General features: G+C 43.3%; 18 protein-coding genes. 5 read left to right on the top strand and 13 right to left on the bottom strand.

The window, feature by feature from the left end; all coding sequences use genetic code 11:
* Positions 1–43: 43 nt before the first annotated feature.
* From MSG34_RS18865 to MSG34_RS18875, 3 genes are all read right to left on the bottom strand, one after another.
* Entirely contained in the window at positions 44–232 is a 189-nt protein-coding gene (locus MSG34_RS18865; protein ID WP_248339015.1) for a hypothetical protein, read from the bottom strand.
* A gap of 313 nt (positions 233–545) precedes the next feature.
* Positions 546–1,547 carry a TerC/Alx family metal homeostasis membrane protein gene (locus MSG34_RS18870; RefSeq protein ID WP_048613684.1) on the bottom strand — a complete coding sequence of 334 codons (1,002 nt, stop codon included), beginning with the start codon at positions 1,545–1,547 and terminating at the stop codon, positions 546–548.
* A 562-nt stretch (positions 1,548–2,109) separates the two neighbouring features.
* Positions 2,110–3,849 (bottom strand): bifunctional UDP-sugar hydrolase/5'-nucleotidase, encoded by a 1,740-nt coding sequence (locus MSG34_RS18875; RefSeq protein ID WP_248339017.1) that lies wholly within the window; start codon positions 3,847–3,849, stop codon positions 2,110–2,112.
* 238 nt (positions 3,850–4,087) lie between these two features.
* Here MSG34_RS18875 and MSG34_RS18880 point away from each other — a divergent pair, with 238 nt between their 5' ends.
* Positions 4,088–5,851 carry an ATP-dependent endonuclease gene (locus tag MSG34_RS18880; RefSeq protein ID WP_248339019.1) on the top strand — a complete coding sequence of 588 codons (1,764 nt, stop codon included), beginning with the start codon at positions 4,088–4,090 and terminating at the stop codon, positions 5,849–5,851.
* A gap of 171 nt (positions 5,852–6,022) precedes the next feature.
* On the opposite strand, the gene MSG34_RS18885 is transcribed toward MSG34_RS18880, so the two are convergent.
* Both MSG34_RS18885 and MSG34_RS18890 read right to left on the bottom strand, forming a co-directional pair.
* On the bottom strand, positions 6,023–6,517 hold the full coding sequence (locus MSG34_RS18885; protein ID WP_248339021.1) for a DUF1097 domain-containing protein: 495 nt from the start codon (positions 6,515–6,517) through the stop codon (positions 6,023–6,025).
* Positions 6,518–6,721: 204 nt separating this feature from the next.
* Positions 6,722–7,627, bottom strand: a complete 906-nt coding sequence (locus MSG34_RS18890; RefSeq protein ID WP_248339022.1) for a LysR substrate-binding domain-containing protein — start codon at positions 7,625–7,627, stop codon at positions 6,722–6,724.
* Between the two features lie 259 nt (positions 7,628–7,886).
* On the opposite strand from MSG34_RS18890, the gene focA reads away from it, so the two are divergent.
* Positions 7,887–9,338: a formate transporter FocA gene (gene focA, locus MSG34_RS18895; RefSeq protein ID WP_248339023.1), complete on the top strand. Its 1,452-nt coding sequence runs from the start codon at positions 7,887–7,889 to the stop codon at positions 9,336–9,338.
* 297 nt (positions 9,339–9,635) lie between these two features.
* Here focA and MSG34_RS18900 read toward each other — a convergent pair whose 3' ends face one another.
* From MSG34_RS18900 to MSG34_RS18910, 3 genes are all read right to left on the bottom strand, one after another.
* A complete protein-coding gene (locus MSG34_RS18900; RefSeq protein ID WP_017059819.1) occupies positions 9,636–10,205 on the bottom strand; it encodes a YceI family protein in 570 nt (189 codons plus the stop codon).
* Complete coding sequence (locus MSG34_RS18905; RefSeq protein WP_050644835.1) at positions 10,202–10,741, bottom strand: cytochrome b; 540 nt, start codon at positions 10,739–10,741, stop codon at positions 10,202–10,204. The genes MSG34_RS18900 and MSG34_RS18905 overlap by 4 nt, the downstream gene beginning before the upstream one ends.
* Before the next feature lie 185 nt (positions 10,742–10,926).
* Complete coding sequence (locus tag MSG34_RS18910; protein WP_017059821.1) at positions 10,927–11,172, bottom strand: DUF2164 domain-containing protein; 246 nt, start codon at positions 11,170–11,172, stop codon at positions 10,927–10,929.
* 289 nt (positions 11,173–11,461) lie between these two features.
* Between MSG34_RS18910 and MSG34_RS18915 the strand changes: the two genes are divergently transcribed.
* The gene (locus MSG34_RS18915) at positions 11,462–12,097 is read left to right on the top strand and encodes a hypothetical protein (protein WP_050620779.1); all 636 of its coding nucleotides are present in this window, start codon (positions 11,462–11,464) and stop codon (positions 12,095–12,097) included.
* Positions 12,098–12,673: 576 nt separating this feature from the next.
* On the top strand, positions 12,674–13,411 hold the full coding sequence (locus MSG34_RS18920; RefSeq protein WP_029235240.1) for an EAL domain-containing protein: 738 nt from the start codon (positions 12,674–12,676) through the stop codon (positions 13,409–13,411).
* Between the two features lie 241 nt (positions 13,412–13,652).
* Here the strand turns inward: MSG34_RS18920 and MSG34_RS18925 are convergent, their stop codons facing one another.
* Genes MSG34_RS18925 through MSG34_RS18935 form a run of 3 tightly spaced genes read right to left on the bottom strand, consistent with a single transcriptional unit; the run spans position 13,653 to position 18,852 of the window.
* The gene (locus MSG34_RS18925; RefSeq protein ID WP_248339024.1) at positions 13,653–16,712 is read right to left on the bottom strand and encodes an efflux RND transporter permease subunit; all 3,060 of its coding nucleotides are present in this window, start codon (positions 16,710–16,712) and stop codon (positions 13,653–13,655) included.
* On the bottom strand, positions 16,709–17,764 hold the full coding sequence (locus tag MSG34_RS18930) for an efflux RND transporter periplasmic adaptor subunit (RefSeq protein ID WP_248339026.1): 1,056 nt from the start codon (positions 17,762–17,764) through the stop codon (positions 16,709–16,711). The genes MSG34_RS18925 and MSG34_RS18930 overlap by 4 nt, the downstream gene beginning before the upstream one ends.
* Positions 17,764–18,852: an efflux RND transporter periplasmic adaptor subunit gene (locus MSG34_RS18935; protein WP_248339028.1), complete on the bottom strand. Its 1,089-nt coding sequence runs from the start codon at positions 18,850–18,852 to the stop codon at positions 17,764–17,766. Before MSG34_RS18935 ends, MSG34_RS18930 begins: the two co-directional genes overlap by 1 nt.
* A gap of 150 nt (positions 18,853–19,002) precedes the next feature.
* Between MSG34_RS18935 and MSG34_RS18940 the strand changes: the two genes are divergently transcribed.
* Positions 19,003–19,746, top strand: a complete 744-nt coding sequence (locus MSG34_RS18940; RefSeq protein ID WP_048612523.1) for a TetR/AcrR family transcriptional regulator — start codon at positions 19,003–19,005, stop codon at positions 19,744–19,746.
* Between the two features lie 115 nt (positions 19,747–19,861).
* Here the strand turns inward: MSG34_RS18940 and MSG34_RS18945 are convergent, their stop codons facing one another.
* Positions 19,862–21,133: a DEAD/DEAH box helicase gene (locus MSG34_RS18945; protein WP_017059829.1), complete on the bottom strand. Its 1,272-nt coding sequence runs from the start codon at positions 21,131–21,133 to the stop codon at positions 19,862–19,864.
* 57 nt (positions 21,134–21,190) lie between these two features.
* Positions 21,191–21,802, bottom strand: coding sequence for an ACP phosphodiesterase (locus MSG34_RS18950; RefSeq protein WP_048612524.1), 612 nt, complete (start codon positions 21,800–21,802; stop codon positions 21,191–21,193).
* Between the last annotated feature and the right edge of the window lie 191 nt (positions 21,803–21,993).

Here is a 21,993-nt window from a genome sequence, read left to right on the forward strand (position 1 = left end):
TGGCGTTTTCTTAAAATTCTATATTTACATGTTAACGCTGAGATTAACTGTTAATACCGATATCGCGTTGCATGTGACCAGATAGGTCGCTTGCGTAGTAACTACGTGGAGAGTTGTCTACGAAAAGAATATCGAAAATGTGTGCAATCAATCCTTTGAAGTTAACCGAGTAGGTCTTCTTATCCATAGAGTTAGGAACAGCGATAGTATTCATTTGTACTGCTTGAGCCATGATTGCCTCTCTATAAATTTATTAATGTGTTTCGTTCTGATGACAAGAATAATAGGTGATCTTTTGCAGGTTAAAAAATGACTAAAATTAGATTTTGGGATTAGTTTTTCTAATAAAACAAACCATTAACAATACCACAAAATAGATATGCAGACCATGCGAGTATATATTCAATATAGTGTTTAAATCATGCATTTAGTACAAATACCCCGCAAACAACAGTGGCCAATGTCACAGAAAATTTACATAAATAAATTTTCCACTTCATCAGCCACGTGTTCATTATCGACTTTTCGATAAGTTATATTTGTTTTTAATTTACTTGTTCAATGCCTGGCTTCTTCGCATAAACCGACGCTATAACCGCAATCGTCATAGTCGAAATCAGCACAGCAAGCGACCAATAAGTTGGGATAGCCCACTCACTGTCAACCAATAGCATTTTCACACCGATGAACACCATGATGAATGCCAGTGCCGGTTTCAAGTAGATGAACTTGTCCATCATACCTTGCAGTACAAAATACAACGAACGAAGGCCAAGTAACGCAAATACGTTTGCCGCTAATACCAAGAACGGTTCTTGTGTTACCGCAAAGATCGCAGGGATAGAGTCCAATGCAAACATCACGTCCATGACTGCGATCGCACCGATGACCAACATCATTGGCGTGAATGCCCATTTAGCACCCTGTTTAACCAATAATGCAGGACCATGGAAATCTTCAGTTACCGGCATCACTTTACGAAGTAGCTTTTCAGGCAGTGTATTCACACTCTCCTCTTCGCCCTTGTCCAATGCCAGCTTAATACCTGTACCAATTAAGAACGCAGCGAACACGTAAAGCACCCAGTGGTATTCCGCCAATAGCTGTGCGCCTAGTGCGATCATAATTGCACGAAGCACCAATGCACCAATTACGCCCCAAAGAAGCGCACGAGGTCTTAGATGCTCAGGAACTTGGTATTGAGCAAAGATCATCGCAAAAACAAACAAGTTGTCTACGCTAAGGGATTTTTCTAACAAGTAACCTGTAATGAATGACACGGTTGCTTTTTGCGCTGTGTAGTCACTGTTCGGCGCATAAATGTCCCAAAATAGGTAAATAGAGCCAGCAAACAAAAACGCAAGTACAAACCAGAAAACACTCCAGATTGCCGCTTTCTTGATAGTAACGTTGCCGCCACGAGTCTGATAGATATCAATAGAGACGAGAATAACCGTCAGCAGGAAAAAGCCCGCATAAGTCGTCATGATTGGCGATGAAAAAAAGGATTCACTATTTGTAGATAATAGAGATTGAGTTGAGTTCATTATTCCTCCGGGCGGAAGAACTGTACAAAGACCTTCCGCAAACAAAGCATATCAAGCTCCATTACGGATCTTGACTGTGATTGCGTTGGTCTCGTTGAAGTGAAATATGGGATTTCACCTTTACATACCGGATAGACTCTTGGCCTAACGAGATGACGATATGTAAACTTGCGCTAACTACTCCCCAAACGCGTGGATAATAATCCTCTGATTGTGTTTCGTCTATATAAATTTGCACGGAAAAAGCAAAAAAGGAGCAATCTGCTCCTTTTTTATTTCTTTCACTTACGCTTGGTATCGCGTGTATTGATAGTAACAATACTGCGACTGTTCAAAAGCTAGTCTTATCCAGCGCGCGGAGCCATTACAAACCTGTAGTCGGCACCAAATACACTAACGCTGACCAAACTGATACCCAACCGACAACCGCTACCGCATCTAACCAATCTTTCTTATCCATGCATATCTCCACAAGAAGGCGACCTGCAGAGATGAAGCATAAACAATGCCAATTTTATAAATAACCCAACGTAATAACATTAAGCATCAGCATCAGGTGTGGTTATCTAAAACACTCCATGCAATTCAACGGTTCATTGTGTTGAAGCGACTCTGGGTGGTCTTGTAGAAACTCGATGAAGCAGTCTGCCATAGAGTCAGTGGTGACCGTGCCATCACCTATCATATCCAACACAGCGTTATAGCCCTCTTTCCCTTTCATTGTGTAGGCAGACGACGCACCACGGTAAATACGGTTGCGAGAAACAGCCTGCCAACCTGAATCATCAGAGTGGATTTCTAGATGGTGAATCCGGTGTCCTAAAGGCGCTTCTTTGTGGTAGCAAAACCTTAGGTTGTGCGTATAGGGAAAGCTGCCTGAACCTGTGCCCACGACGCCATTATCCAGGGCGTTATTGATTGCACCTTCAAGCATGCCAGCGATCGTTTCACCTTTTACTTCATACACACCAATGGGTACGGCAAACGGTAGTAGTTTTCCGGCAATATCGGCAACTGAAACATCGCCGCTATTCAGTGAATTTCTAACACCACCTGCGTTGTGAATAGCAAAGTCAACGTGATGCCCTTTCTTGTTCATTAGATGGTGAAATGATTGAGCAACCAGCGGCGCGAGTTGGCTCGGGCCTTTATCATCTGGAATACGTACATGGCGAAGTTTAGTGTCAGCATGAGCAATCACTTGTTGCTGAAGCTTTCGAACTCGCGGCTGGTATTTATCCGTCAGAATGCTCTGCAGCTCAGGATCTTTCTTACACACTGCAATATTAGGGTGATTGTTTAAAAACTCACACGCCATATCGTGGGCATCGTCTTGTCCTACTTCACTCAGTTTTGCATCTATAAAGAGTCGACGGCCTAATAACAGTTCGTTTTTACCATTGAAGTGCGTCACTTTGCCTTGAGAATCGAACTCGATTTCGCAGTGTCCTAGGCTCATGGCGTGGAAACCCGCTTGGACAACATAGGTATCGCCAATTTTGACACCGTATTCATCATCTTTAACCAAGCCGATATCAGAGAAATCACCTTGTAAGCGATGACTATGACCACCAACGATGACGCCAATACCTGTTACGTTGGCTGCTAACTCTAAATCAGCCTCGTAGCCAAGATGACTAAGTAACACAATCTTGTTGATGCCTGCTTGATGGATTTGCTCAATGGTCACTTTTGCTGTTTCCAAAGCATTTTCAAACGGTGTATCGATATCTGGGTTAGCGATGCCTGCCATCTTGTCGATGCTTAAGCCGAATATTGCGACCTTCTCGCCATCAAATTCTTTCGTTATAAAAGAAGCACTTCGTGTTTCAAGCAGATAAGGCTTAACAATGTCGTTGTCCGCTAGCGTATGAGTTTTATTGATATCCTCATTCGATAGATTCCAGTTACCGGCCAACAGCGGGAATTTGATTCTTTTCGCGAAAATCGCAACGGGCTCATTACCCATGTCTAACTCGTGATTACCGAGCGTCATGGCATCTATATTAAGGGCATTCAACAAATCGGCATTGGCTTTTCCCTTGAATAAAGAAAAGTACAAAGTGCCCTGGAAGCAGTCTCCAGCGTGCAGGAACAAGGTTCCAACCTTCTGACGCTGGGCATCTTGTTCTATTTGTTTGAAGCGTGTTGAAATTCGAGCAAAGCCACCAGCACTGACATAAGGTTCAATGATGTGGTTGTTCATTTTAAGTGATAGCTGTAACGAGGTTGGTTCAAAGTATGAGTGGGTGTCGTTGATGTGTGCCAACACTATTTTTGTCGGCTTATTCTTTTTAGTCATATTTTCTTCTCTCTTTGTCCCTTCATACTAGGTCGAGAATCATGACAGAATCGTGAATTTTATGAAACTGCACTGCAAAAAAATACTCGAGATAGATCAAAAATCTCATTTTGCGCCGTATTAATAAACAACGGGTTTTGTGACAGGTGAGCATACCGGATTTGGATTTTTCGATTATGATTAAAGATATCTGTTAGCTTTCAAATAATTAGCAGAGCCTTCCGTTAGGAGTAAGCCTATGCAACTAGAAAGAATCGAGATTTCTGGCTTTCGAGGTATCAAGCGTATGTCACTCGCGTTTGACGAGCTAACCACGCTTATTGGTGAAAATACTTGGGGTAAGTCTTCATTATTGGATGCCCTTTCCGTCGTTCTGCCCTCAGACGGTGTGCCATATCACTTTGAAATGACCGATTTTCATGTCGATTACTCAGTTTCACATCCACAGTCTCAACATCTTCAAATTGTTCTCGCCTTAAAAGCTAACGATAAGAGCGAACTTAACGCAGGTCGTTATCGCAAACTCAAACCTACTTGGGTTCAGGATGAGTTTGGCGTATTTCGTATCTACTATCGTATCAGCGCGACGTTAGAGCAGTATGAGACAACCACACACTATGCATTTCTTGGTTTGGACGGTAATCCGCTCAAGCTTCATCATTCAGAAAAGCTTGCTCAAGAATTAATGACCTTACATCCCGTGATTCGTTTGCGTGATGCAAGGCACTTTGATCGTCCTTTCAACGGCAAGTCCCTTAACCACAATGCTCACCTGCCGACTAATGTTCACGCTAATAACGGTCACGCTAATAATGCAAATTCAAACGGGAATCATCACGCTAGCAATGGAAATGGCACAAACGGAAACGGCGCCAATAACGGTAATGGTCGCCAAGCAAGAATAGAAAAACGAATCGACAACACATGCCGTCGTTTAATGGCGATTCCCGGTCATGTTAATAAAGGTGAAATGCGCAGTAGTCTAGAGTCGATGCAAAGTCTGATTGAGCACTATTTTTCTTTCAAAAGTACTTCTCGTCGTAACCCTAGAAAACAGCGAGACGGATTGCTTTATTCTGCGGGTGCCAATGATCAGAGTATTCATCAACTCGTCGAAGAGACTAAAAACAAACAAACCCGCTTATTATTCATGGGGTTACTTAACGCTTATCTACAAGCTAAAGGGCCAAACGACTTAAGACGATGTGCACGCCCTCTTTTGATCCTTGAAGATCCAGAAGGTCGATTGCACCCAACACACTTGGCAAGGGCTTGGAGCTTGATGCAGAAATTGCCCATGCAGAAAATCCTCACCACCAACAGTGGCGACCTACTCGCAGCAGTTCCACTCCAATCGATTCGTCGCTTGGTACGTCAGTCAGACAAAACCATCGCCAATCAACTCAACATGAACCACTTCAGTAAGGATGAACTTCGTCGAATTGGTTTTCATATCCGCTTCCACCGCTCAGGGGCGCTGTTTGCTCGATGTTGGCTATTAGTAGAAGGTGAAACCGAGGTTTGGTTGTTCAATGAACTTGCCAACCAATGTGGCTATAACTTAGCAGCGGAAGGTGTGCAAATTATTGAGTTCGCCCAATCAGGACTTAAGGCGCTGATTAAGGTTGCACAAGAGTTTGGCATTGATTGGCATGTGGTGACTGACGGCGATGCCGCTGGTAAAAAGTATGCCGCGACAGTGTTATCGAAACTCGGTAATGATCAGGAAAGACATCGACTCACGGAACTGCCTGATAAAGATATCGAGCATTATCTATATATGAATGGGTTTGAGAGCTTTTTCCGTGACATGGTTAAGATTCCCTACGATCACCCTATCCCTCCAAAGAAAGTGGTCGCCAAGGTATTGAAAAAACACGCAAAACCCGACCTTGCACTTGCCATTGTTTCTCATTGCGAGAATCAAGGACAAGAATGCATTCCGCTTTTGTTAAGGTGGACATTAAAACGCGTGATCACCATGGCGAACGGAAACACCTAAGCATAATTTGTCTTATAGATACTATCAGTTGCTCTACTGATGAAATATTTAGCTAGTCGCCTCAACCAAAAAAGGCACACCGAACGGTGTGCCTGTATAAATCGATATACAAATTAATTGGGGGTTATCTTGCAAGAGTTCACAGTGACTAACTAAGGTTAGGTTAACGAATTAAGCCTTTGCCTGTTTAGAGTGTTGTTCAACAACTTCCGAAGATTGAGTCGATTTCTCGTGAAGCCATAGCCCCGTTGCTTTCATCAAGTATCCAAATACACCACCAAGCAGTAAAGATGGTACTACAAGTTGCCAATCGCCACCTGCAGCAAACGTCGCACAGCAACCAATGAAGGTTCCTGGGATATAACCAAGCCACGCTTGTTTCGCTTGAATACACATAAAGAAAGCCACAATAGCAGTAATCATGTAGCCTAATATCTCTAACCCTGCAAAGGTTGAGCTTTCGATAATCACCATTGCCCAGAATACGCCAGTCATGTTGGTCAATAAGCTACCTGCTAGTCCTTTAACGCCGCCAGTTGGCGAAGCAAAGTAACTGGTGCAACCTAAGAAACCTGCCCATGACAATAAGCCGAAAGAGATAGCAATCCATCCCCATAGACCTGACAAAATACCTGTTGTTAATGAAATCGCGACTAATGTACTCATACTATTTCTAAAGCCTAATTACGTAATTGTCCGCAACCGGATTTAGCCTCACTTAAAATCAAGTAAGCATACTATGGGAAGATAGCCCTTATTTAGCCGATCATGATCACATTAATAATGTATGCAGTTACCCATTTATCACCAGATAGAGACCGAAATCGCTTATTCAACAGATTTAGTTATTAGCCTTTTATCAAATCTATCTTACAGAACCGATGGCTTGCCTTTCATCATGCGCTTACCTTCACGCTTGATACATTCAGAAAGTGGGTTCTCTGCCATGTCAGCGCGCCAAATAAAGGACAAGGTTCTTTCCATTTCAAGCTCAGGAACATTCAACGTCACCAGTTGGCCTGACTCAACAAACTGTTCGACATCTAGATAAGGTAAACACGTTAAATATGGGCCGTTTGCAACCAAACTTCTTAAAACAGGAACGTGTTCATACTCTCGCCAAACATCGAGATCGCCAATTAAATGGTGAATAGAGCTATCAAAAACTTTGCGAGTACCCGAACCATGTTCGCGTAATACCCACTTTGCTTGTTCTAATTGTGCCAAGCTGACTCGTTCACGCTTCGCAAACGGGTGATGAGCCGATGCAACCACCGTTAAATGGTCAGTACACCACACTTCTTGGTGTACTCGGTTGTCATCACAACGACCTTCGATAACGCCCAAGTCATATTGATAATCTAATACACCATCAATGACTGCGTCGGTACTTTGCACGCCAAGCGAGATTCGCATCTCAGGAAAGTCGTTATCAATAATACTGATGAGATCCGGAACGAGGTGTTCCGCTGGAGTTTGGCTAGCACCTAATTTGAGTTCACCACTCAACAAATGCTGCTCGTAAAAACCCATCTCAATTTGCTGCGCATCTTGCAGTAAACGCTTCGCTTTTGGCCTTAACCACATGCCCCAATGAGTCAGGGCCATTTGCTTGCCCTGCCTTTCAAACAAAGGCCTGCCGAGCATTTTTTCCAACTGTGCAAGAGACATACTTGTCGCCGACTGAGTCAACGCCAATTTGTCTGCTGCCTGACTAACGCTCCCGGAGTCTGCTACTGCATCAAATACCGCGAGTTGCTTTAATGAATAACGCAAAATTCATCCTTAATGCTTTTAATTATTTGTGTCCTGATGCTCGTTTTTTATAAAGCCGATGAGCAATCAATTTCATTCTACGCGTAACCAAATCTATATCAATAAATTTGATGTGGTTTCTAAAAATTATCAATTTTACCTCTACCCCTCAACGCCCTAATCTGAAATGGCAGGACACAACGAGCCCTGCAAAACATTACTGATTAACCAAGTCATTAACACTAGGAATTACACATGACGGATTGTTCAAGGGGGGGATATGGCAACCAGCACTTCTGAAAATCATCAACTGTTCTCACCAACAGAAATGATGGCGGAAGCAGAAAAGTTTGCATTAAGCAAAGCAAATAAAACCAGCAGCATGACATTGAGTTTGGCAATCATGGCTGGCGCATTCATCGGGCTTGCTTTTCTATTCTACATCACGGTAACCACGGGCAGCGCTGATGCTGGATGGGGGTTAAGTCGCTTAGCTGGCGGTCTTGCCTTCAGTATGGGTTTAATCTTGATTGTGATTTGCGGTGGTGAGCTATTTACCAGCTCAGTGTTATCAAGCATCTCATGGGCTAACAAGCAAATCACCTTCACGAAGATGCTGTCTATCTGGGGCAAGGTGTATGTCGGCAACTTTATCGGTGCCATGTTCCTATTGGCTTTGGTAAGCGCAGCAGGCTTATATCAACTGGATGGCGGGCAATGGGGCTTAAACGCTCTAAACATTGCTCAACACAAGCTACACCACAGCCCTGTTCAAGCGTTTGCTTTGGGTGTGCTTTGTAACTTGTTGGTGTGTTTAGCGATTTGGTTAACGTTCAGCTCTGCTAACGCAATGACCAAAGCAATGATGACCGTGTTACCCGTTGCAATGTTCGTAAGCTCAGGCTTTGAACACTGTGTGGCGAATATGTTCATGGTTCCGCTAGGCATCACGATTCAAACATTCGCCCCGGAAAGCTTCTGGATGCAAATCGGTGCAACACCAGCGCAGTACGCAGACTTAAACGTCATGCAATTTGTCACAGCAAACTTAATACCAGTGACAATCGGCAACATCGTAGGTGGTTCAGTATTGGTCGGCTTAGCCAACTGGAGTATCTACCGTCGCCCACAACTTAAAGCAGCAAAAATTACCGCTATTACACAAACAACAGAAATTACGTCAGTTAAGGAAATTACTATGAACACAGCAACTACTATCAAGCAAATCATGAACACTCAACCAATTACACTGAGCGTAGAAATGCCAACATCAGTCGCGATTGATACACTTTTAGACGCGCAACTTGTTAGCGCTCCTGTTTGCGATGTTGAAGGCCGTCTAGTGGGTATCTTCTCTGTTCATGACGTAATGGTTGACCTTTGGTGCCAAGATTACATCCCAACTAAAGGCCAGAAAGTCGTAGACCTAATGAGCCGTGACGTTGTGGCAATTGATGCAAACGACAAACTAGTAGATGTTGCTGAGTTCCTATGCATCGACAAAGAGCAATTGTACCCGACGACAAGCATGGGCTTCGCTACTCGCCTGACATCTCTTTCTCTAGAAGAGCGTGCAAAAGCGATGAAAGTAAACCAACCACATATGCTTCCAGTGTTAGAAAATGGCGTAATGGTGGGTGTATTGACTCGCATTGAAGTGATGCAAGCACTGCGTCCAATCTACGGTGACCGACTAAACGTGGTTCCTAAAGCTGAACTAGAAACAGCTTAACTAATCTTAAGTTGAACTATTAGGGATTAGTAGTTCAATTAGATAACTCAATCATGGCAACGTTGACTGGCTAGAGGTAAATGGTGGCTTTTAACGTACTAAACGGTTTGACACAAAACAGACCTAAACACGTTGCCATTTCTCTCAATAAAAAAGGCGCAAAGTGAAAACTTTGCGCCTTTCTCTATTTCTAACTGTTGACCTATTTAGTATCGATGATGTCTCTAAAAAATGTTGATACCTGTCAGAGAGCTAGAAAGCTAGAAAGCTAGAAAGCTAGAAAGCTAGAAAGCTAGATTACTTCTTTACGCCTTCAACGTGTAGATCCATATCTACATAGCTTGAAGCGCCCATTACTGGAATGTTGAAGTCAGCAAGCTCTAGACGAGTTGTACCAACGAAACCTGCACGCTCACCGCCCCATGGGTCTTGACCAGCACCGATGAATTCAGCTTCGATAACGATAGGCTTAGTTACACCGTGAAGTTTCAGATCACCCATAACTTCAAGTTTGCCGTCACCTTTATCAACCACTTTTGTGCTGTTGAATGTCGCATCAGAGAACTTACCAGCATCGATGAAATCACCGCTACGGATATGCTTATCGCGCTCTGCGTGGTTTGAATCAAGGCTTGTAGTATCAACCGTTACGTTTACTGTAGACGCTTCAACGTTGCTTTCATCAAATGAGAAGTCACCTGAGAATGTGTTAAAACGACCTTGGATAAAGCTGTAACCTAGGTGGCTAACTTTAAAGTTAACCGAAGCATGCGCACCTTTTGTATCAATCACGTAATCAGCGGCGTTCGCAGCGAAAGGCATTGCCATTGCAAATGCTAATCCTGTAGCGATAATTGACTTTTTCATTTTGAAGCTCCTATCATTTTTCGTAGCGTATCGTCTTTGTCGATAACGTGGTGTTTTATCGCCGCTAAGGCGTGCACTGATGCCATGATGATCAGTACCCATGCAGCATAGTAGTGAATCGTTCCTGCGAGATCAGATTGGTTTGCAAACAGTTCACCCATACTTGGTACAGTAAACCAATTGAATACGTCGATCCCGCGACCATCTGATGTTGAAATCAAATAACCTGAAATAAATAAAACCGCTAAGTTAATGTACATAAAGCCGTGAGCGATCTTCGCTGCTGCAACTTCATAGCTTTTACCTTCCACTTTAGGTGACACGGTAACTAACTTCCAAACCAAGCGGATAACGGTAACAGCAGCCAAAAGAATGCCTACCGAGCGGTGGTAGTCTGGTGCTGTTTTGTACCACTCGCTGTAGTATGAAAGATCAACCATCCACAGGCCTACACCAAACAAACCAAATATCGCGAGTGCTGAAATCCAATGCATCGCTCTAGCTAAAGGGTTGTAATTTCTAACGTTGTTGTCCATGCATCTCTTCCGAATGTTAACGAGTCGTGTAGTTTTGAAAATCGTACCCTACACTAAGTTTGTGTAACATATTATTTACCAAGCTTTACATTAGTTACATCATTTCAAATTAAACGAGTTATTCGAAATTTTTGAACAAGTTGCTTTATTGATAAATTTCTTTGTCTAACAAGCGCTTGTTGGGTTTAAATCTCAACGATTTGTTCGATCTCGTAGAGTTCATCTGAGATGTCTAACATCTTACGTTCCATCACTTTTTGAGCGTCTTCTATCCCCTTGTTGTAATACACTGCGCCAAATTTTTTGCTGATGAAATCGACCAAGAACTCCGTGTCGAACTGACCAAGCTCCACATCGAGTTCATCTTGCAGGTACTTTTGGAGCGTATGAGTAAGCTCAGACTTTTGTTTCGAATCTAATTGAATGGTCATGAATGTTTCCAAATAAAGAGTAGGTAGATCAATCGTGATTCGCTAACTAAACTATAATTTCGTTAGCTCACTGTAACTTTGCTAATCAGTCGAAGTTTTCTAACTAGCTATAATTCCTCATAATTTAGTTTACAGACCAGTAGAGTGCCAGTGCTATCCATAAAATCGTTCAGTTATGGCTAATTTTGATAGAGGGATCAAGAACTCGCACTTTGACGATAGGTAATGGCACCGCAATTACCGTACTATTGCCCATCAATAAGATAGTAACCGTGTATAAGGGACTTCATTGTTATTAGATCTAGTGATTAAAAGCGTTAATCAGTTTCAAGACGATTGCCTAAAGCTCTGTGAACGCCACTACCCTACGGTGCACAATCAAGGGATCAGTGAGCACCATATAGGAAAGGCATTTGCTCGCCGAATGGAGCACACCTTCGTTAGCTTTAATCATGCAAGCAACATCAGCCCACTTGAAATGCTCTCTTCTGGCGAAACGCCTCGACACTTCCGAATATCTTCCGAAATCGGTACCGTTTGGATGATCAGTCATCATATGGTGAGCGCTGGGAAAACCTGTCGTAAAAAGTTGATGTTGGACATCCATAATTGGCAACAAGAGTATGGATTTTCCATCCAACCCAATGACGTTTTGATCATTGTCTCCGACCATTGGATTAGCCGAAGTAAAAACAGTGGCGAATTATTGCATTGGTGGATGGGTGAACTCCCAGACGAGATCACGGAATATAGTCAACAAGGTATCACGCTAAGAGAGAGTGATTCTCAATTCGCTACTGACTTAAATAATAATTTTAAAATCAGCCCTTGCTTCATTAAATTTGGACACCCTTTAAAGCGGTCAGGAAATCAACAACTGGTTCGTAAATACCTGCAACTTTACGCAGTACTTCAATGGCAGTAAGAATACGGGTCAACTTTTTTAATCAGTCTTGAAAGTAAATAGTTAGACCTTCATCCCAATATTTTATAAAACCCAACTCAAGCCCTACCCAATAATCAATCAAAGTTTATCTTTGATAAAATAATAACTTATCAGCTCATCGTTCATATTTTGAGAAGTAGATATCATTTATATGCAAACAGAGTTGTTTGTTAATAATGTAACTTTGACATTCCCCCATAACCTGAGGCTTTATCCTTACTTTTACCTGGTGTATTAGCGCTGAAAGCTTATATTGATTGGTGTTGATATGAGATAGATTACTCAGAGATTAAATTCACAATAGTCATTATTAATGGTGAATGATAAGTAATTTTAATGACTAATATCAATTATCATGCTGTTTTTTCGTTAATTATATTTATTTAAATATTGGCTCTACAAATGAGTTTTTATTAATTGACAATTTACTTACACCTGTCAATATTGTGACAGCCGCGACATGTACGTCCGCCATTGAATAAGCCCTCTTTACTAGCGACTATGATTTTATCAGACAGAAGTGAATTTATTAGCTGTATATCCGTAGATGCTGATATGCAGTTTATTGCGAAATACCAAGACCTGACGCTTAGAAGCGTCTATCAACCTATATTCGACTCTTCTATGACTCAAATAGGTGTTGAGGCTTTGGTGCGCATTTCAAATAACAAAGGTGATATTGTTCGTCCTGATCACTTCTTCCATTCCGACGAAACCTCAAGCACAGACAAAATCAATGTCGAGAGGCTGAGTCGAGCGATTCATATCCGTAACTTCGCACAATCGACAATCCGTCATTTACACCTATTTTTGAACGTTCTTCCAAACGTTGGTGAGTTGTTTGCTGCAGAAAAGGTCAGCGACAGCTTGTTAGCTAAACGCCTTCACGAGCTTAACCTTTCATGCGAACAGATAGTGATGGAGTTGGTAGAGTTGAATGCAGAAAGTGAAGAGCGTTTGAAAGATGCCGCCCTTTCGCTTGCCGATAATGGCTTTCAAATAGCGGTCGATGATTTTGGTACACAAGCATCAACCGAACAGCGCGTTCGTCATATTAACCCTCATATCATCAAGATAGATCGCTCGGTTATGTTGGACTTTGAACAAGGCGACACTCGAGAAATGGAGTTAGTACTTGATCTTGCAAACCAGATTGGCGCAAAGACAGTGATTGAAGGTATAGAAACCCAACAACAACTCGAAGCGATGCAGGGTTTAGGCTTCAATATGTATCAAGGCTACCACTTAGCCATGCCAAAGCCGATTGAATTAGACATACGGCTAGCAATTTAGAACTGCCCTCTATTCTCTATTCTCTATTCTCTATTCTCTATTCTCTATTCTCTATTCTCTATTCTACAGGAAGCCGCTTTACCATTGGTTAGCGGCTTTTTAATACCTACCTCTTTCTTAACGCAACGCTCGCTGACGCTATAGTCTCTTAGCACGATCTTGTATCGCCAAGTCACACCCATAAAAAAGCCCAGTCGAATTTGACTGGGCTGGCTTAAAAGAATCTGTTTTATATCAATCCCTAATAACCCGCAGTGGACGGTTTGATTCTATATAAAATAGCGAACATCACTGGTACTACTATTAGCGTTAGTACGGTAGCAAAGCCTAAGCCTGCCATGATGGTAATCGCCATCGAGCCGAAAAATGCATCGAATACCAAGGGAATCATGCCCAAGATAGTCGTTAGTGCTGCCATAGATACCGGTCGCACACGACTGATCGCGCTGTCTACAACCGCTAGGTATGGGTCTTTACCTGTTGAGAGTTCGGTGTTGATCTGGTCAAGCAGGACGATTCCGTTTTTCAAAATCATGCCGCTTAAGCTCAGTAGGCCAAGGAACGCCGTGAAGCTAAATGGCATATTGGTACCTAACAGACCAATCGAAACACCAATGATAGAAAGTGGTACCGTAAACCAAATCACAAGTGGCTTACGAAGCGAGTTAAACAAAAGCATGGTGATGATAAACATCAACAAGTAACCCATTGGCAGTGAACCAAATAGAGATTCTTGTGCATCTTTAGAACTCTCGTACTCACCGCCCCAACTAATGTTGTAACCTGCTGGTAAATCGAGTGCTTCAACCTTTGGTTTTACGCGAGAAAACAAGCTAGCTGGTGTTTCATCACCCAATACATCGTGATCTGCTAGAACCGTTAACGTACGCTTTCTGTCACGACGTTGAATCAACGGCTCAGACCATTGAAGTTCAACTCCATCGATCACTTGTTCTACAGGAATGTAGGTTTGCAGTGATGGGCTCCAGATCTTCACATTGTTTAGTGATTCAAAATCAAAACGCTCTTCTTCAGGCAGGCGTGCCACGATAGGTAACATATGCGTACCATCACGCAGTAAGCCGATGTTGTAGCCACCAAACGCCATCTGTAACGTCTCGGACAGATCTGTCTTTGAAATACCAAGACGACGAGCCTTTGATTCGTTAAACAGTGGCACGAGCTCTTTGGTACGTTCACGCCAGTCGTGACGAACATTTCGAGAGCCTGGGTCCGCTAACAAGATATCTTCTACTTCAACCGCAATACTGCGCAAGATTTGTGGGTCGGCACCACTAATACGAGCCTCGATTTTTGAAGCTGGTGACGGGCCAAACTCAATCAGTTTAAATTGGAACGTCGGTTGTTCAAATTTATTGGCCAAGTCCTTGTCTAGCCCTTCTAGGACTTTAAACATGGTGTCACGGTCAGTCGTTCTAACTTGTAGCTGACTGTAGGCTTCGTAACTTTTCTCTGGTTGATATGTCAGCGCAAAACGTTGCATACCCTGCCCAACCGTTGTTGTCACAAACTCCACGTCATCTTGCTGGCGAATGTAGCTTTCGACTTTTTCTGTCTGCTTGATCGTTTCACGAACATCAGTGCCTTCCGGCATCCACATGTCGACATAGAACATTGGCGTATTTGATGGCGGGAAGAACTGCTGCTTCACCATACCAAAACCGACGACAGAAACTGCTAATAGCGCGACCATACTTACTACAGTAAGCCATCTAAATCGAAGCGCTACTTTCAGGCACGCACCAAATACAACGAACAAGATGCCTTTGTAAGGGTCTACGTTTTCATCAACCTTGTCTTCTTCTTTAAGCAGCATCTCAGCAAGGAATGGCGTTAGTGTTAGTGCTGTTACCCAACTCAAAAACAGTGAGAAACACAGTACCCAGAACAGCGAACCCATGAACTCGCCTGTCGCATCTTTCGACAAGCCGATAGGCGCAAAGGCTGTGATAGCAATAATGGTTGCACCCAATAGTGGCCATTGCGTTTGTGTCACGATGTCTTTTGCTGCTTGAAGCTTAGTCTTTCCTTTCTTCAAGCCAACCAGAATACCTTCAACGACAACAATCGCGTTGTCCACCAGCATACCGAGTGCGATGATCAAGGCACCTAGCGAGATACGGTGCAGTTCGACATCGTTGTAGTCCATCAAGATGAACGTACCGAACACCGTCAGTAGCAATACTAAACCAATGATCAAACCACTGCGTAAGCCCATCGCGAACAGAAGTACGATGATAACAATTGCGACCGCTTCCACTAGGCTGATCAAGAAATCAGCAACAGACTTGTCCACTTCTTGTGCTTGGTTGTAGAAGTAATTCAACTCAACACCGGCTGGCTTAATGCTTTCTAAGCGATCAAGTTCTGCATCAAGCGCATTACCAATTTCCACCACGTTTACGCCCGATGAGAACGCAATACCTAGGTTGATGGCTGGTTTGCCGTTGTAAGTTAATACATTACCTGGTTTTTCTTGGATTCCGCGGGTGACCTCAGCGACATCTTTCAAGCGAATTAGGTTACCCGTATCGCGACCATGAATGATTAAGTTTTCTAGCTCTTCAACTGTACTTAGCGTGCCGTTCGGTTTGATCGTTAGGCTTTGACCATTGAGCATTACCTCACCAGCCGATACCACACTGTTTTGCTGTGCGAGCAATGATGTCACTGTCGACATGTCTAGGTTTAACGCCGCTAAACGCTCAAGTGACATCTCAACGAACAATTGCTCTTGTTGGTCGCCTGCGATACTAACCTTGCCTACGCCTTCAACCAGTTCGATTTCACGTGTGAGATAATCAGCATACTGTTTGAGTTCGACGTAATCGTATCCATCACCCGTCAACATGATCATCACGCCAAACACATCACCAAAATCATCGATGATCTGAACAGAGTTAACACCACTCGGTAGCGTTGGCTGTAGGTCATTGATCTTACGACGCATTTCATCCCAGATTTGAGGTAGCTCATCCGGACCATAGTCCATCTTCATGCTCACCATAATTTGAGACATGCCATTCGACGAGGTTGAGGTAATCTTGTCGATATAAGGCAGCTGTCGTATCTCTTTTTCAAGTGGATACGTCAACTCCTCTTCAACTTCCATTGACGTTGCGCCAGGGTAAGTTGAAATAATCATTGCATCTTTAATGGTAAAAGCTGGGTCTTCTAAACGCGATAGGTTGCCAAAAGACGACACACCGCCAATGGCTAAAATGACTAGAAACAGCCAGCTGATTACTTTGTTTTTAATTGAATATTCTGCGATGTTCATTCTGCTTTTCCTGACAATTGGATTCCGTCACGGAGTTTTCTTAGATTCGAGTTTACGAGTCGATCACCTTGCTCAACGCCATGAGCGATTAATGCGCCTTGGCCACTGATCTTGTCGACTTCTACTTCGCTTTTGAATGCTTGTCCGTCTTCCATTTTCCACACATAGAACTGATTCGCTTGAGAGCCAGCTTCTAGCGTTGTCATTGGTAATTGGTAGCCTTGAACATCGCTCAGGCCCGCTTTCGCCATATCTACATTGACCGTAACGCTTGTGCCCGGCAGAATTTCACTTTCAGGCTGCTGCATCTGCATCCAAAATTCGTAAGTACGGGATTGTGGGTGCAGTTCACTGGTGTGTTCTAGATACGTCAGTGGATATTGGCCTGTGTGACCGCCAAAGGTCGCCTCAGGACGATAGCTATTTGAACGCATGTCTGGGCTAATTGACGCCAAGATCGAATCTGATACTTGAATTCGCACATACACTTTGTCGTTCTGGTACACACTCAGTAGTGTTTCTCCAGGCGTCGTGTTTTCGAATCGTTGCTTATCGACAGTTGAAACTGTTCCTGAGAACGGCGCTAAAAGCTCTGTGTAACTTAGCTTGCGTTTCGCCGCCGCCAAATTCGCCGATGCGAGCTTGTAGTTAGCCGTCAGTTGGTCGTGTTCTGATTGCGATAACATTTCGCTGCCAAACATCTCAGTACCACGGGCCAACTGTTTGCTCGCCAGTTTGAATTGAGATTGAGCGTCAGTCAGATCTTGGACGTACGTTGCGTTATCTAAGGTGGCTAATAACTGCCCTTTTTCGACATTGTCGCCCGCTTCTACTAATACTTGTTGAATCTCGCCTGCTAGCTTAAATGCCAAGGGAGTCAATTCAGCTGGCATCACCTGTCCATTAAAGCTTCTGAACTGATTAGTCAGCGGTGCGCCAACTTCAAAGGTAGAAACCAACAAAGGCGGTTGTTCACGGTGTACAGCTTCATTATTACAGGCTTGAAGTAACAGAGCCGACGCGACAACAACTGATAATTTTGAAAAGTTCATTAAATACCGCCCTCACGAAGCCAAGCTTTTACTTGTTGTCCGTCTGATAACACATCCACACCCGCTTCAACGATAAGGTCGCCAGACGACAATCCATCGATAACCTTGCCTTGCTCATCAAGAAGGACTTGTACTTTAGAAATCAATTGAGAGTCAGGGTTATAGCGCCATAATTCACCATGGCCTGCTTCTTTGTTTAACCAAGCTGAATCCACAATACCAATGCCGTAGTCAGATTTACTTTTCTGAACTTCAACTTGCGCTGTCATGCCAGAAAGTAGATTGATGCCTTCTTGCTTTTCGATAGACACAACCGCTTGGTAGCTGTTGGTGTCTTCATCTGGTTGCGTTGAGATTTCTTTAAAGCGAGTCGGGATACGAATACCGCGGTGGCTGTCCATCACAACCCACATGTTTGAGCTCGTTAGGTCTTGAATAGAACGGTCTTCAAGCTTTGATACTGGAATTGAAAACGTCACATCCATTTCACTGTGATTCAAGATATTCAGTACAGGCTGCTTTTCTGCGATCAATTGATATTGCTTTCCAAACACCATCGATACCACGCCATCGAATGGAGCAACTAAGGTGGTGTAGCCAAGGTTTGTTTTTGCTTGGTCCAACTCAACTTCAGCGGCAGTAAAGGTGTTCACGGCTTGGTCGTAGTAATCGGTACTGACCAGTTTTTTCGCATACAACTCAGAAGCTTGTTTGTATTGGCTGTTCGCCAGATCAAATTTAGCTTGGGCTGCGTCAACGGCAATACGGTAATCCGTCGCGTCTAATACGGCTAACACCTGACCTTTCTTCACTTCTTGTCCCATACGAACATCGAAGGTTTCTATATCACCACCCACTTGGAAAGAAAGTGCCGCACGGTCAGTTGCATCAACCTTTGCAATGAAGCTATCAAGATCAATATCAGTCTGTTGCGGGATTTCGAACAGCTTGACTGGCTTGATTACCTGCTCATTTTCCTCTGACTGAACTTTGTCACATCCAGTTAGAGAGCCTGCGAGCAATAGTGCTGCAATAACAGCTCCCATGCGCTTGCTCGATATGGCATTGATAGACAAATTGGACTGCATGATGTCTCTCCATTTAATTATTATGATTTATTACACAGGTGGGCAGTATATTTAATATTAAATAATTCTCAAGCTTTACTTTCCACTTGTGCAGTATTTTTTATTTCAGTAAAAACAGTGTAGAATGTGGTAATCAGGTAATTATGTGAAATGAAGATGACCGAAAAGAAGCAAGGTAGAAGAAGTGCAAAAGACGCCGAAGAGACGCGTTTTTTGATCATGAGCGTTGCCGCAGACATGTTCTGTGACTTTGGCTACGATCGTGTATCACTGCGAAACATCAGTGAAAAGGCAGGCGTATCACATAGCCTTATCCGCCACCACTTTGGTAGCAAAGAAAAGATTTGGCATGCGATAAGTGATTGTTTACACGATTATTTTCAGTCTTACATCAGTAAGATTATGGAAGAGCTGCCAAAAGATGTTGCGCCAAATATCGCTATCTACCTGTTTAGCATGCGTCTGTTCACCAACATGATTCACTCACGTAGGCCAATGCAGCTTATTTCGGACTCTGTTCGCCAAGAAGACAACCTTGTCGATTACTTCATCGACAATGTCGGCGATGTTGAAAAAGAAATTAACGGCCTTGCCGCTGAATACAATGCAGCTAACCCAGACAAAATGATCAACATTTATGAAGTTAAATGGCAAATGATCATGTACGCAAACGGCGCTGTATGCCTCACTCCCTTTATGGAAAGCACTTGGAATGAAGGCGATATGGTTACCTCACCGGAAGATGCCCTACTTAAGCATTGGCAGCTTTTCAACACGCAGATGGTCAGCAAGTTCAATATTGAAGAAGAGTGGGTTCTTAATCCAACCTCGATTGAAGAGCTGATTTACGAAGTGCCATGTGAATGGAAGTGTAACCAGGAACATAAAGCTTAATCGGCTTCATACCCATTAAGAGCTTATAAGATACAAAAACGCGCCGTTACAGAAGTCACTGTAACGGCGCGTTTTTATATGTATAGATCTTTAAACTGGAGCTTTGTCCAGCTTGTTAACGACGGGCTTTACCGCGATTTTGATGAATCTTAAGCTTTGCTTTCATCTTACGTTTTTCTGATGAACGGCTTTTGCTGCGACCACCACGATCGGGCGCTAGATCTTTTTCAAGGCTTGGTTCAAAGCCCTCTAGCCACTCTTGAGGCAAGCGCGTATCAAGTAATCGCTCAATGTCACCCAGTAGGTACGCTTCGTCCTGACTCATCAAAGAGATCGCTAAACCGCTGTTGCCTGCACGGCCAGTACGTCCGATGCGGTGAACGTAATCTTCTGCTTTGAATGGCATGTCATAATTCACAACTTGTTCTAGCTGCTGAATATCGATACCACGGGCTGCCACGTCGGTTGCGATCAACGCGCGAACTTTGCCTGACTTGAAATCGTCTAGGGCTTTTTGACGCGCACCTTGGCTCTTATCGCCATTGATTGATGCCGCTTTAATGCCGTCTAACTTAAGCTCTTTAACGAGAGCATCAGTGCCTTGCTTAGTCTTAGTGAACACCAACACTTGTTGCCAGTTTTTTGAGCCAATCAAATACGCTAATAATTCACTTTTACGCGACTTATCTACCGGGTAAACCATCTGTGTTACGGTTTCAGCGGTGCTGTTTTTTGGCGTAACTTGAATTTCACTCGGCTTCTGCATCATACGGTGTGCAATCGCTTTGATTTTGTTATCAAACGTTGCAGAGAAGAACAGGGTTTGACGCACTTCGTTCATGCGAGAAAGAATACGTTTGATGTCAGGCATGAAACCCATATCTAACATACGGTCAGCTTCATCCAGTACCAGTACTTCCGTTTGGCTCAACATGATGTTTCTAGTGAACATGTGATCAATAAGGCGACCAGGCGTCGCGACAAGAATATCTGCGCCACCGCGTAGGTTATCAGTTTGAACCTTCATGCTAACGCCGCCGTAAGCCACCACGACTTTAATGTCAGTGCCCTTTGCGTAGCTAGTTAAGTTATCGAAAACCTGTTGTGCCAATTCACGAGTTGGTACTAACACAAGCGCACGAACGAGCTTAGGGTTCGGAATAACGTTGTCTTTTGTCTCGATTAATCTTTGAATAATCGGTAAACCAAACGCGGCCGTTTTACCTGTACCCGTTTGAGCACCAGCCAGTACATCTTTGCCTTCTAATACCAATGGAATCGCTTGTTCTTGAACACTGGTCGGAGCCGTAAAATTAAGCTCTGATAGCGTGGCAAGAAGATGCTCAGATAATCCTAGTTGGTTAAAAGATTTTGTAGATTCAGACATAGTATGATGCTCAAAGATTAAATAGGCGCGGATTGTAGCAAACCTGCATTACGCTGTTTACCTTTCCTTTTGATTTTTCTTCATTTGAAGCGCATTAAACTGCTTCGCTTCTTCTAAAACGTTGGGATAAAGCTCATTAAAGTGACACTGCAACGTATCGTAGTGACGTTCGAGGTCATCGTAACATGCCTCGAGCATACCGAGCTTGGGCCTTCTCAACGCCATTCGCTGCAATACCACCTCTATAGACGACATGTCTTGATAGCTCTCTAACCATCGATGCTCAGCCATTTTCTGATGAACCATAACGAAATTTTCTGGCCAGTGCGGCTCTTGATGTTCAAAGATCTGCTCATGGCTATCTAAACAAAAACGCTCTAATGTCTGCTGTGAAAACTGAGCCCAATGATTGGCTAAGCAGTGATCCCAAAATACATCGAGTGCGATAGGCGCAAAGCGTCGTGTTTGGTCTGAGAAAAGTGATTTTGCAGAACGAGATACATCATGACGATCAGTATAGCTATCAACAAATCGATGAAGCCTAATGCCGTCAGAAAGGGAGTCAGAATAGTGTTTATTAGGGTCGCCTTTAACAAAATCACCCAACAGGTTACCTGCTAAGTTACTGTTACAGTGCTTGGCGATGTGAAGGTGTGCGAGAAAGTTCATTGAACCTCATTAAAGTATCGAGAACTAAGTAACATGGTAAACGTACTCGTTTATCTTCGCGAACTTTAATGAGGATAGTTTTGGTATGACGTGTGAGCGAATAAGATTTGCTCAGTTTAGAATTGTTTGCTTTGAGAAGCTTTAGCTAAGAAAACTTTTAGCTTTAAAACGTTTCAGCTGAAACTGAATTA

Source organism: Vibrio sp. 1CM2L, assembly GCF_023161695.1.
Lineage (GTDB): Bacteria > Pseudomonadota > Gammaproteobacteria > Enterobacterales > Vibrionaceae > Vibrio > Vibrio coralliirubri.

What these genes read in the sequence shown, in the direction of transcription:
- MSG34_RS18935 (WP_248339028.1), bottom strand. Translation starts at nt 18,852, where the DNA reads ATGCAGTCCAATTTGTCTATCAATGCCATATCGAGCAAGCGCATGGGA.
- MSG34_RS18945 (WP_017059829.1), bottom strand. Translation starts at nt 21,133, where the DNA reads ATGTCTGAATCTACAAAATCTTTTAACCAACTAGGATTATCTGAGCAT.
- MSG34_RS18885 (WP_248339021.1), bottom strand. Translation starts at nt 6,517, where the DNA reads ATGAGTACATTAGTCGCGATTTCATTAACAACAGGTATTTTGTCAGGT.
- MSG34_RS18865 (WP_248339015.1), bottom strand. Translation starts at nt 232, where the DNA reads ATGGCTCAAGCAGTACAAATGAATACTATCGCTGTTCCTAACTCTATG.
- MSG34_RS18925 (WP_248339024.1), bottom strand. Translation starts at nt 16,712, where the DNA reads ATGAACATCGCAGAATATTCAATTAAAAACAAAGTAATCAGCTGGCTG.
- MSG34_RS18880 (WP_248339019.1), top strand. Translation starts at nt 4,088, where the DNA reads ATGCAACTAGAAAGAATCGAGATTTCTGGCTTTCGAGGTATCAAGCGT.
- focA (WP_248339023.1), top strand. Translation starts at nt 7,887, where the DNA reads ATGGCAACCAGCACTTCTGAAAATCATCAACTGTTCTCACCAACAGAA.
- MSG34_RS18905 (WP_050644835.1), bottom strand. Translation starts at nt 10,741, where the DNA reads ATGGACAACAACGTTAGAAATTACAACCCTTTAGCTAGAGCGATGCAT.
- MSG34_RS18870 (WP_048613684.1), bottom strand. Translation starts at nt 1,547, where the DNA reads ATGAACTCAACTCAATCTCTATTATCTACAAATAGTGAATCCTTTTTT.
- MSG34_RS18950 (WP_048612524.1), bottom strand. Translation starts at nt 21,802, where the DNA reads ATGAACTTTCTCGCACACCTTCACATCGCCAAGCACTGTAACAGTAAC.
- MSG34_RS18875 (WP_248339017.1), bottom strand. Translation starts at nt 3,849, where the DNA reads ATGACTAAAAAGAATAAGCCGACAAAAATAGTGTTGGCACACATCAAC.
- MSG34_RS18910 (WP_017059821.1), bottom strand. Translation starts at nt 11,172, where the DNA reads ATGACCATTCAATTAGATTCGAAACAAAAGTCTGAGCTTACTCATACG.
- MSG34_RS18940 (WP_048612523.1), top strand. Translation starts at nt 19,003, where the DNA reads ATGAAGATGACCGAAAAGAAGCAAGGTAGAAGAAGTGCAAAAGACGCC.
- MSG34_RS18930 (WP_248339026.1), bottom strand. Translation starts at nt 17,764, where the DNA reads ATGAACTTTTCAAAATTATCAGTTGTTGTCGCGTCGGCTCTGTTACTT.
- MSG34_RS18900 (WP_017059819.1), bottom strand. Translation starts at nt 10,205, where the DNA reads ATGAAAAAGTCAATTATCGCTACAGGATTAGCATTTGCAATGGCAATG.
- MSG34_RS18920 (WP_029235240.1), top strand. Translation starts at nt 12,674, where the DNA reads ATGCAGTTTATTGCGAAATACCAAGACCTGACGCTTAGAAGCGTCTAT.